Origin of the sequence: Nocardioides sp. CPCC 206348 (assembly GCF_048654705.1) — a bacterium.
Lineage (GTDB): Bacteria > Actinomycetota > Actinomycetes > Propionibacteriales > Nocardioidaceae > Nocardioides.
Genome location: NZ_JBMCZA010000130.1, coordinates 13,596 through 22,571, shown reverse-complemented (window position 1 = coordinate 22,571; position 8,976 = coordinate 13,596). Strand labels below are relative to the sequence as shown.

Here is an 8,976-nt window from a genome sequence, read left to right as displayed (position 1 = left end):
CGGATCATCACGCCGTCCACCACCCCGGAAGAGGTCGCCGCGATCGTCGCCGTGTTCTCCGCCCTGGGCGGAGGCGCTCCGGCCGAGGAGCCGGTGAAGTCGGAATGGGCCTCGCCCGCACGGAAGCTGCGTACCTACCCCGGTCGCGCCCCCGCGCACGGCCGGGGCGCCTGGCGCGCCAGCGCCCTGCCGCGCTGACCGTCAGACGCTGAGTTCGAGGACACGCAGTCCGTCGAACTTGCGGAAGTCGCGGTCGAAGGTGACCACGGTCGCTCCGATCGCCGAGGCACAAGCGGCGATGTAGGCATCCGTGACCAGAATGCCCGTGGCGTTGGTGCCACGACAAAGTCGCTCGAACTCGTGAAGCGGCTCGAACGCGTCCAGGTAGCGGCGGTAGGTCGGTTGGGACCGAATGGTGCCGACAAACGCCCAGGCCTCATCGAAGGTCGCTGGCACATCGAACGCCCGCGGGTTCGTGACGACCCGGACGAACGATGCCCAGACAGGGTCAGTCACGGTGAAGGGCGCGCCGATCGCGTCGGCCTGACTCCACCACGCCATGGCCGTTGAGTGATGGGCGCTCTCCCCACGAAACAGTGCGATGAGCACGTTGACATCGAGGAGATTCACGACGCGTCGTCCCGAGTCTGTCGCGCGAAGTCTTCGTACTCGTCGCCCAGGGCCTCGTAGATTGATGCGTTGCTGGTCAGGTCGACTCCCGGCCGCGCGCCACCTCCGCGTCGGAACACGGCAAGCGGTGGGCCCTGCTCCCGCGGCTGGTCGATGACCAGGAGGTAGCGGTGGAGGGCTTCCTCAATCACGTCGCCCAACGTGCGGTGATGCTCCAGCGCGTGCCGCTTGACCGTGTCGAGCAGTCCGTCATGGATGTTCACCGTCGTACGCACGTGATGATCCTAGCATCACCATGGATGCATCACCCGCATCACCCGAACTGTGCCGATGACCTCCGAGGTCATGGTGCGCTGACGATCCACGCGGGACGATGACGGCATGAATCCCCTCATTGCTCTCGGCGCCGCGGGCTACGCCGGCCTCGGCATCGCCTCCTTCTTCAAGCCCTCCGTGGTGCCTGCCACCACCGGGCTCACGGCCCCGAATGCGGACTCGCGCACCGAGATCCGTGCCGTGTACGGCGGCCTGCCCCTTGGTCTCGCCGCGGCGCTGGTCGCCAACCCGGCCTCTGCGAACGCAGTCGGGATCGCCACCGCCGGCATGGCGGCCGGCCGTGCAGCGTCCTCCGCCTTCGAGGGCCGGCCGAGCCCCACGATGGCCGGCTTCATCGCGCTCGAGGCCGCCGCGGCCGCCGCGCTGCTGCTTGGTGCACGCCGAAGCGCCCGGTCGGCCTGAGGCCGACCGGGCGCTGGGAAGCGGCGCTCAGGCGAAGAACGCCCGGAGGTCGCCGACCACGTCCTGGGGCACCTCCATCGCGGCGAAGTGGCCACCGGCGGCGAACTCCGACCAGTGCTGGATGTTCGCGTTGTCGCGCTCGGCGAGCGAGCGGATCGTCTGGAAGTCGTCCTTGAAGACGGCGACGCCGATCCGTCCCTGGCTGACGACCGGCTCGGCGCCGGAGTGGCCCTCCTCGTAGTGGTAGCGCGCGGCCGACCCGTAGGTGTTGGTCAGCCAGTAGAGCGTCGCCTGGGCGAGCACCTGCTCGGGCTTCACGAGGCTGGTGCCGTTGCCGAAGCTCTCGAACAGCTCGCTGTAGGCCAGCACTGCGACCGGCGAGTCGGCCAGACCGGCCGCGATCGTCTGCGGGCGGGTGCCGTTCATCTGGTTGTAGCCGCCGACGGACTGGAACCACTGCATGTGCTCGAGCGCGGCGTACTCCTTGGGTCCGAAGCTCTCGAACTCCGACGGGTCACCGGACGGGAACGAGAACAGGTGCAGGACGTGGGCGCCGAGGAAGCCCTCGGGGTTCAGGACCGCCAGCTCGCGGCCGACCATGGCACCGCCGTCGCTGCCGTGCACGCCGTAGGCGTCGTAGCCGAGCCGGCGCATCAGGACGTCGTACGCCGCCGCGACCCGGCGCATCGTCCAGCCGGTGTCGACCACGGGGGTGGACCAGCCGAACCCGGGCATCGACGGTACGACGACGTGGAAGGCGTCCTCGGCCTTTCCGCCGTGTGCCTCGGGGTTCACGAGCGGGTCGATCATGTCGAGGAAGTCGAGCACCGAACCGGGGTAGGTGTGGGCCAGCAGGAGGGGCGTCGCGCCCTCGACCGCGGAGCGCACGTGCAGGAAGTGGATCCGCTGGCCGTCGATCTCGGTGACGTACCCGGCGTGCTCGTTGAGGCGGGCCTCGACGCTGCGCCAGTCGAAGGACTTCCACTGCTCCACCATGTCGCGCAGGTAGGACTCCGGGGTGCCGTAGTCCCACGAGTCGCCGGGCACGGCCGGGGCGAAGCGGGTGCGCTCCAGCCGGGCCTGCAGGTCGTCGAGGTCGGCCTGGGGGACGTCGATCTTGAAGGGGGTGATCTGCTCGGTCATCGTCGTGCCTCTCGGTTGGGGTGGGCCTGGTCGGTGGGGGCCCTTCCTCTTGAACACGACGTTATGAGGCAATCCGGAACCCTTCGTTCCTGTTAGAACAGCCCTGTGAAGAAAACTTCGGGACGGGTCCTGGAACTGCTCGGGCTGCTCCAGACGCGTGCCGAATGGACCGCTCCGGAGATCGCCGAGAGGCTCGGGGTGACCGACCGGACGGTGCGCAACGACATCGGTCGGCTGCGCGAGCTGGGCTATCCGATCGAGGCCGAGCGAGGCCGAGCCGGCCACTACCGGCTGGGGGTCGGAGCGAAGCTGCCGCCGCTGCTGCTCGATGACGAGGAAGCCGTGGCGGTGGCCGTGGGGCTGCGCACGGTCACCGGCGTCGCGGGCTTCGAGGACAGCGGTTCTCGGGCACTCACCAAGCTGGAGCACGTCCTGCCCGACCGGCTGCGACGCCACATCGCCAGCCTCCGCGACGCCACCGAGGCGGGTCCGGTCAACACCGACTCCAACGTCGAGGACCCCGAGGTCGATCCCGGCGTGCTCACCGAGATCGCGGCGGCGATCCGTGACCATCGCGGCCTGCGCGTCTTCTATCGCCGTGACGACCTGGACGAGCGGATCGAGTTCGAGCCGTACCGGATGGTGGCGTGGCAACGGCGGTGGTTCGTCGTGGGCCGCGATCCGTCCACGGGCGACTGGTCGCCGTACCGGGTCGACTGGCTGACGCTCCGCCTCCCCGGCGGGCGCGCCTTCACCCCTGCTCCCCTGCCGGGCGACCTGACCGAGCTCGTGGTGCGCGAGGTGGCCCGGACGGGCTGGGCGGTGCACGCCCGGCTCGTGATCGACGCGCCCGCCGACGAGGTCCTGGCCCGGATCAATCCGGCGGTCGGTGTGGTCGAGGCCCGCGAGGACGGACGCTGTGTCCTGGTCACGGGTGGCGACAGCCTCGAGATCGTCGCGGTCTGGATCGGCATGCTCGGACTGGACTTCACGGTCGAGTCGCCACCGGCGCTCGTGGACCATCTCCGGGTCCTGGCCGACCGATATGCGCGTGCCCTTGTCGGGACGGCGCCCTAGGGTTCCCGTCATGACGCGACTCGTGGACGCCCGGACCGACCAATTCGTCGAGGACGTGGCCGCACTCGACCCCCTGACCGCGACGTATGCCGGCATCCCCGGCCACGAGCACGAACTGCCCGACTTCTCCCCCGACGGCTTCGCTGCCAGCGAGGAGCTGCACCGCCGCGCCCTGGCCGACGTCGCCGCCCTGGAGGTGAGCGACGCCCGCGAGCAGGTCGCCAAGGACGCCTTCCTCGAACGCGTCGGGCTCACCGTCGAGCGCGCGGACGCCCGGATCGACCGCAGCGAGTTCTCCGTCATCAGCAGCGCGATCCACGCGGTCCGCGAGATCTTCGACCTGATGCCGACCGGCACCACCGACGAGTGGGAGGCGATCGGCCAGCGACTGGACGCCGTCCCCGCCGCCCTCGACGGCTACCGGGCCACCCTCCTGGAGGAAGCCAACGCCGGCCGGGTCTCCGCGCGGCGCCAGTACGCCGAGGTGGCCAGCCAGGTGCGCGGCTGGACCGGGCAGGAGGGCACGGCGGGTGACTACTTCCAGCAGGCCGTCAGCGCCGCACCCGATGCCCTGAAGCCCGGGTTGACCCGGGCGGCCGAGGCCGCCTCGTCGTCGTACGCCGAGTTCGGCCGGTTCATCGAGACCGACCTCCGGCCCCGGGGCCGCGAGACCGACGGCGTGGGCCGGGAGGCGTACTCCCTCGCCTCGCGCTACTTCCTCGGCGCCACCGTGGACCTCGAGGAGACCTACGCCTGGGGTTGGGAGGAGCTCAAGCGGATCGAGGACGACATGGCCTCGACCGCCCGGCGGATCGTCACCGGTGGCTCCGTCGCCGACGCCGTGGCCGCGCTCGATGCCGACCCGGCCCGCGACTGCGGCAGCCGTGAGGCCTTCCAGGCGTGGATGCAGGCCAAGTCCGATGCGATCCTCGCCGACTTCGACGGCGTGCACTTCGACATCGCGGACCCGATCCGCACCCTGAACTGCAAGGTGGCTCCCACCAACGACGGCGGCGCCTGGTACTCCCCGCCCACCGAGGACTTCTCCCGGCCCGGCACGATGTGGTTCTCCTTCACCGACGACCACAAGCAGTACTCCACGTGGCGCGAGACGACCACGGTCTTCCACGAGGGCGTGCCCGGCCACCACCTGCAGTGCGCGCAGGTCGTCCACCAGGCCGAACTGCTCAACCGCTGGCAGCGGCTGCTCTGCTGGGTCAGCGGCCACGGCGAGGGATGGGCGTTGTACGCCGAACGGCTGATGGACGAGCTGGGCTACTTCGCCGATCCGGGCGATCGGCTCGGTTTCCTCGACATGCAGGGCTTCCGGGCAGCGCGGGTCATCGTCGACATCGGCGTGCACCTCGGCCTGACGATCCCGAAGGACAACCCGTTCGGCTGGCGGCCGGGCGAGGTCTGGGACGCCGATCGGGTCTTCGAGTTCATGCGGGCCCATTCCCGGATGGACGACGGCTCGCTCAGGTTCGAGGTCAACCGTTACCTCGGCTGGCCGGGGCAGGCGCCGTCGTACAAGGTCGGGGAACGGATCTGGCTCGACGCCCGCGCGGACGCGCAGGCGCGCCACGGCAGCGCGTTCGACCTCAAGGCCTTCCACACCGCTGCGCTCGACCTCGGCTCCCTGGGGCTCGACCCCCTGAAGGCCGCGCTCGCCAGGCTCTGAGCCGTGCTCCGGCTCGATCCCCAGCAGGCCCGGCGGATCGCCGTCCGGGCGCAGCTGCTGGACGCGTGGCGGCCCGAGTCGCTGGTGGCGACCGTCGACCACCTGACCCTGCTGCAGGTCGACCCGACGGCCGCGATCGCGCCGAACGTCGACCTGGTCGCGTGGTCGCGCCTCGGGACCGGCTACGCCCCCTCGGACCTGCGCTTCGCGCTCGAGCAGGAGCGCTCGCTCATCGAGCACGGTTCGTACGTCCGGGTGATGGACGACGTCGTGCTGGACCTGGCGACCGTGCGCCGCTGGGGCCGCCACGACCGGGCGTTGCAGTGGATGGGCGCCAACGCCGCCTTCCGGGCCGATGTGCTGGCCCGGGTGCGCGACACCGGACCCGTGATCGCGAGCGAGGTACCCGACACTGCGGTCGAGCCGTGGCAGTCGACGGGCTGGACCAACGACAAGAACGTCGTGCTCATGCTGGAGTTCCTGATGATGTTCGGCGAGCTCGCCATCAGCGGACGACGGGGACGGCTGCGCTGCTTCGACCTGGCCGAGCGGGTCCATCCCGCCGACCTCACCGTTCCGTCCTACGAAGACGCCTGTGTCGAGCTCGCCGGTCGGCGCCTCGCCTCCCTCGGGATCGCCCGCGCCAGGCCGGCCGCCCAGTTCTCCGAGTTCGTCGAGGTCGGCGACATCGGGGAGGAGGCCGAGGTGGAGGGCGCCTCCGGGACGTGGCGGGTCGACAGCGACGCACTCGCTGCGTCCGAGGAGCCCTTCGAGGGTCGGTGCGCCCTCCTGTCACCGTTCGACCGCCTCGTGTACGACCGCGACCGGGCGCAGGAGCTGTTCGGGTTCGAGTACGTCCTGGAGATGTACAAGCCGGCCGCGAAGCGCCGCTGGGGCTACTTCGCCCTCCCGATCCTGTACGACGACCGGCTGGTCGGGAAGCTCGACGCGAAGGCCGATCGCAAGACCCGGACGCTGCGGGTGCATGCCGTCCACGAGGACTTCGCGTGGGACCCGGCCATCGGTGACGCCGTCGAGGCCGAGGTGCAGGCGCTCGCCGACTGGCTGGGCATGGAGGTCGTCCGCGGCTGACGACAACCATCCGTCGACGCCAGCCCGTCCTGAGGGGTGGAGGTGGTGAGATGCGCGAGGCTGTTCCCGTGCTCGTCAACGAGAGGACCGGCGATGCGCCGACGTTCGAGGAGTACGTCGCTGCCCGCAGCCAGGCGCTGTGGCGCAGCGCGTGGCTGCTGACGGGCGACCGCCACAAGGCCGAGGACCTCGTCCAGACGGCGCTGATGAAGTGCTGGCGCCGGTGGGACCGCATCGACGGCGGTGCCGTCGATGCCTATGTACGACGAACGATGCTCACCACCTACACCGACTGGTGGCGGCGGCGCTGGAACGGCGAGGTGCCCACGGGCACACTGCCCGACCGTCCGGCCTCCGGTGCCCTCGACCGCGGCCACGACCCCGGCGTGCGCCGGGACGTGCTGGTGGCACTGGCCGGCCTGCCGCGCGGACAGCGAGCGGTCGTCGTGCTCCGGTTCTTCGACGACCTCTCCGAGGCCCAGACCGCCGAGGCGCTCGGCATCAGCGCCGGCACGGTCAAGAGCCAGACCTCGCGTGCCCTGCGCGCCCTCCGCACATCCGGACTCCTGGAGGACACCCATGACTGACGAGACCCAGCTCCGCAGCCTGCTCCGGGCCGCGGTCCCCGACGACGCCTCGAGCCTCGACCCGCAGGTGGTCAGCACGGCTGCACGTCGCGCACGCCACCGCCACCGCCTGGTCGGCCTCGGCGCCGCCGCAGCGACGATCGCCGTCATCGGCGCCGTCGCGGTGGTCGCGACCCAGGGGCCGGACGACGATCGCGCTGCGGACAGCACCGGGACGACCGCGCCCTACGACGCCCCCGCCTGTCCGGCGACGCTGCCCGAGCTCAACGACGCCAACATGCAGGTCGATGACCTGCGCGGGCTGACGAGTGTGCGCCTGTGCCCCGATCCCGATGCTGCCGGCCAACCCGGGTCGTTGTCGCGTGAACTGGTGCGCGCTCGTGAGGCAGTACTGGGTGGGATGGACGCCCTCGTCGGCGACTTCGCGGAGTTCGCCGACCAGTTGGAGAACATCGAGCCCTTCGATCCCGGACGATGTGCCGCGATCGACTTCGTCGCCACCCGCCAGTCCTTGCAGTTCAGCTACGCCGACGGCAGCACCGTGCTGGTCCCGACCGCCCCGTGCTCACCGATCAGCTTCGACGACCACGCAGTCGACGGCGGGTTCCTGGCGGACGCCTACCTGGCCGCCCTGGGCGAGCAGCGCGACCGCCTCGACTACACCCGGCCGTACGAGGGTCCGCTCTCCTGCGACCAGTGGACCGCTCCGTCCCCCGCAACACCGGGCCGCGAACACCTGACGTCGGCGATCGCGTGCTCACCGGACAGCGGTGCGCTCGATGACCGCCAGGTCGCAGCGCTGGACGACGCGTGGCAGGACCCCCGTCCACTGCCCGCATCCGGCGAGACGTGCGAGACGCAGGACCCGCCGCAGTATCTCGTCGTCGCCACCGATCACGGTGATGTCACGCGGTTCGTCGATTCTGGCTGCGGCCACCTCCGCTGGGAGGGCCGGCTCCCCGAGGAGGCTCGCGCCATCCCGATCACGATGGAACAGCTGGGTCTCAGGCCTTGATCCTTCCGATGTCCTCGGGCTTGCCCTCGAAGTAGCTGTCCAGCACCCACTGGGTACGACGCTTGCCCCAGCGCGTCAGCCGGTCCTTGCCCCCGGGCAGGCGACCGAGCACGCGGTAGCGCAGGGTGTTGAGGCCGACGAGGTAGGCGTGGGCCCAGGGCGGGCGCATCGGGAGGCCGAGCTCGCGCATGCTCTCGGGGCCGAGGAAGACGGTCAGCATCGAGAGCAGCCGTTCCCGTTCGAAGCGGCCGCGAAGCCCTTGGAGGGGCGCCGGGACGCCCGGGTAGGTGCGCTCGGCCTGCGTCGCCACGACCGCCTGCGCGAGCTTCGGGCCGGCGTCGGACATCGGGCCCTGCGCGAGCAGCACGTGGTAGTCGATCCGGTGGCGTTCCCACTCGTCGTCGACGAGGAAGTCGTCGTCGACACCGATCAGCCAGCCGACGTACTTCCACAGGTGCATGACGGCCCGCGACTCCTGCTTGTTGATCGGCACGCCGAGGGCGCGCGAACCGATGAGCAGGACGCCGTCGAACAGCCCGAGGGTCGAGGCCTGGTCGGCCTGGTTGATCGGGAGGCCCCAGCGGGCGGAGTCCCAGTTCGGCTCGAAGGCGTGGTTGACCATGGCGTGCATGAGGCGCACGTGCACCGTCAGTCGCCAACCCTCCCCTGCCGGCGCACCGTCGCGCGGCGCCACCAGCGAACCGGGCTCGGTGAGGCTGGCGCCCCACTTCTGCGTCTCGGCCAGCCGACGCAGCGTCGCGCCACCGGTCAGGGCGCCCGTGGCCACGAGCAGGTCGGTCGGCCCACCGAACCGGTAGCCACCGACGAGGGACAGCTGGAGCAGGACGTCCTGCGCGTTCTGGCCGAGGCGACGGAAGACGCGAGCGCCCTCCTCGAGCAGCGCCCGGTCGAGCCAGTCCGGCTCGGCCTCCACGAGGGAGAAGAACTCGATGAGGGCCGGCGGCGCGTCGGGCACCGACCCGACGCCGTACTCGAGGGCCCTGCGGACCTGC

At 70.8% G+C, this 8,976-nt stretch carries 11 protein-coding genes; 7 read left to right on the top strand and 4 right to left on the bottom strand.

The features are described from left to right. On the top strand, window positions 1-198 hold a 198-nt coding region (locus ACOADB_RS07710), incomplete at its 5' end, for an acyl-CoA carboxylase subunit epsilon (protein ID WP_378597377.1). A 3-nt stretch (window positions 199-201) separates the two neighbouring features. Here ACOADB_RS07710 and ACOADB_RS07705 read toward each other — a convergent pair. After that, window positions 202-630: a TA system VapC family ribonuclease toxin gene (locus ACOADB_RS07705; protein WP_378597376.1), complete on the bottom strand. Its 429-nt coding sequence runs from the start codon at window positions 628-630 to the stop codon at window positions 202-204. Next, on the bottom strand, window positions 627-905 hold the full coding sequence (locus ACOADB_RS07700; RefSeq protein ID WP_378597375.1) for a hypothetical protein: 279 nt from the start codon (window positions 903-905) through the stop codon (window positions 627-629). The genes ACOADB_RS07705 and ACOADB_RS07700 overlap by 4 nt, the downstream gene beginning before the upstream one ends. Window positions 906-1,011: 106 nt before the next feature. Here ACOADB_RS07700 and ACOADB_RS07695 point away from each other — a divergent pair, with 106 nt between their 5' ends. Then, window positions 1,012-1,368, top strand: coding sequence for a DUF4345 family protein (locus ACOADB_RS07695; protein WP_378597374.1), 357 nt, complete (start codon window positions 1,012-1,014; stop codon window positions 1,366-1,368). Window positions 1,369-1,395: 27 nt separating this feature from the next. On the opposite strand, the gene ACOADB_RS07690 is transcribed toward ACOADB_RS07695, so the two are convergent. Beyond that, window positions 1,396-2,511 carry an epoxide hydrolase family protein gene (locus tag ACOADB_RS07690; RefSeq protein ID WP_378597373.1) on the bottom strand — a complete coding sequence of 372 codons (1,116 nt, stop codon included), beginning with the start codon at window positions 2,509-2,511 and terminating at the stop codon, window positions 1,396-1,398. Window positions 2,512-2,616: 105 nt separating this feature from the next. Between ACOADB_RS07690 and ACOADB_RS07685 the strand changes: the two genes are divergently transcribed. Genes ACOADB_RS07685 through ACOADB_RS07665 form a run of 5 tightly spaced genes read left to right on the top strand, consistent with a single transcriptional unit; the run spans window position 2,617 to window position 7,963 of the window. Next, window positions 2,617-3,588, top strand: coding sequence for a helix-turn-helix transcriptional regulator (locus ACOADB_RS07685; RefSeq protein WP_378597372.1), 972 nt, complete (start codon window positions 2,617-2,619; stop codon window positions 3,586-3,588). A gap of 10 nt (window positions 3,589-3,598) precedes the next feature. Then, the gene (locus tag ACOADB_RS07680; RefSeq protein ID WP_378597371.1) at window positions 3,599-5,269 is read left to right on the top strand and encodes a DUF885 domain-containing protein; all 1,671 of its coding nucleotides are present in this window, start codon (window positions 3,599-3,601) and stop codon (window positions 5,267-5,269) included. 3 nt (window positions 5,270-5,272) lie between these two features. After that, on the top strand, window positions 5,273-6,361 hold the full coding sequence (locus ACOADB_RS07675) for a DNA glycosylase AlkZ-like family protein (protein WP_378597370.1): 1,089 nt from the start codon (window positions 5,273-5,275) through the stop codon (window positions 6,359-6,361). 50 nt (window positions 6,362-6,411) lie between these two features. Beyond that, complete coding sequence (locus tag ACOADB_RS07670; protein WP_378597369.1) at window positions 6,412-6,948, top strand: SigE family RNA polymerase sigma factor; 537 nt, start codon at window positions 6,412-6,414, stop codon at window positions 6,946-6,948. Continuing rightward, window positions 6,941-7,963, top strand: coding sequence for a hypothetical protein (locus ACOADB_RS07665; protein ID WP_378597368.1), 1,023 nt, complete (start codon window positions 6,941-6,943; stop codon window positions 7,961-7,963). The genes ACOADB_RS07670 and ACOADB_RS07665 overlap by 8 nt, the downstream gene beginning before the upstream one ends. Here ACOADB_RS07665 and ACOADB_RS07660 read toward each other — a convergent pair. Next, window positions 7,953-8,976 (bottom strand): oxygenase MpaB family protein (locus tag ACOADB_RS07660; protein ID WP_378597367.1); only part of this gene is annotated, 1,024 nt, incomplete at its 5' end. The two genes, ACOADB_RS07665 and ACOADB_RS07660, sit on opposite strands and share 11 nt — an antisense overlap.